Annotated in this window: 3 protein-coding genes; all 3 read right to left on the bottom strand. The window is 37.1% G+C overall.

Annotation, left to right across the window (positions count from 1 at the left end; translation table 11 throughout):
* Positions 1 to 193: 193 nt before the first annotated feature.
* The gene (locus tag HMPREF2954_RS05345) at positions 194 to 736 is read right to left on the bottom strand and encodes a suppressor of fused domain protein (protein ID WP_045073858.1); all 543 of its coding nucleotides are present in this window, start codon (positions 734 to 736) and stop codon (positions 194 to 196) included.
* Positions 737 to 869: 133 nt separating this feature from the next.
* Entirely contained in the window at positions 870 to 1,259 is a 390-nt protein-coding gene (locus HMPREF2954_RS05340) for a hypothetical protein (protein ID WP_070689038.1), read from the bottom strand.
* Between the two features lie 2 nt (positions 1,260 to 1,261).
* Positions 1,262 to 1,347 (bottom strand): HNH endonuclease (locus HMPREF2954_RS12270; protein ID WP_197067782.1); only part of this gene is annotated, 86 nt, incomplete at its 5' end.

Below are 1,347 nucleotides of genomic sequence, written 5' to 3'. Positions count from 1 at the left end.
GGTCGCCGGCCCGGATACGGGCAATGGCTTTGTAGCCGTCTGCCGTTTTGACCAAGGTGCTGCCATGGAAGGAGTAGGCGTAGGATTTTTGAAGAACTCGGTTCTCAATATCCTATTTCAAATGAAGGAAAGGTCGTCTGAAAACCAGAAACAAGGTTTTTCAGACGACCTTTGACCATTTGAAGAACGGTATTTACCAAACAAACGGTTTCCTATTCATATCCGAAAGGTTGTCAACTTCATTATCCAGCAAGAACTGCTCAAAAGCATTCCAACCCTTTTTTTCCACCAATTCTGCTTCCTGTTTATACAACGGGACAAGCAAAGGGAAAACGATATTGTAGTATTCGCCATAACAGACCTGAAAATCATCGTCGAAATAAAATGGGGCGGAAACATACAGTGCATCCATTTTTGTTGAATCAACAATGCTTCTAGGCAAATAAATAACCTGTCCTCGAAGAAGAATTTTTTTGTTCTCAATAATGGTTTCTGCCAACCATCTTAAAAATGGAAAAATCTGATTTTCATCATATTTTAAAGAACATACAAAAAGTATTTCAAATCTACTTTTATAATTCAGATCATGTTTGCTTAACCCTAAAGTAATATAAGTTTTTAAATCGCTGTTAGGGGAAGGGGGAATAGCTGCGATATTTAATTTGTACCGATTTCCCGAATCGCTTTTCGATCCATGAGAAATAATGCCTATATATTTTTCAACATGATTAATCATATTTTTCGTAACCTGCTATCATTGTCTTGAGCTGAGCAAGCATAGGTTGGATTGAGCCCCAATATCCCGTTTTCACTAATAAAAAGGTCGTCTGAAAAACCAAATTTGATTTTTCAGATGACCTCATCGCCCTCTAAAGCGGAGGCAGTTCTACAAATGGAAAGAAATGCTGAAACTTCTGATAAATTTCAGGATGTTTTTCTAAGGCTTTTAACGCTTTTTCTTTTGAGATAGGCGGATCATAGACATCTATACCCCTTAAGAAGGCAATGCCTGTCAAGGCATTTTTTTTCGATTTTGATAGGCTGTAACTCGAAACAAAACCTACAATATTGTCAATATCGGCAATTACCCCATCAAAATCCGCCAAGTCAAAAATATAAAAAGGGGTGTCCTCAATGGGCATATCTCTTATTACTTGCTCAATCCATAACTTGAATTCATTTAAATCAATAGATTGAGAGAATAAGCATTTAATTGCAAATTCTAAATCATCACTATCATCTTTTATGATTTTCCACATAGTTACCTTCCTTTGTTCATCGCTTCCCAACCAATATGGCCGGTATCATGATGCAAGTCTTCACCAATCAATTGCATCCTTCCTGTAT

The organism is Neisseria sp. HMSC067H09 (assembly GCF_001814135.1).
Classification (GTDB): domain Bacteria; phylum Pseudomonadota; class Gammaproteobacteria; order Burkholderiales; family Neisseriaceae; genus Neisseria.
The sequence above is the reverse complement of the archived record's forward strand: the minus strand, read 5'-3'. Positions and strand labels throughout refer to the sequence as shown.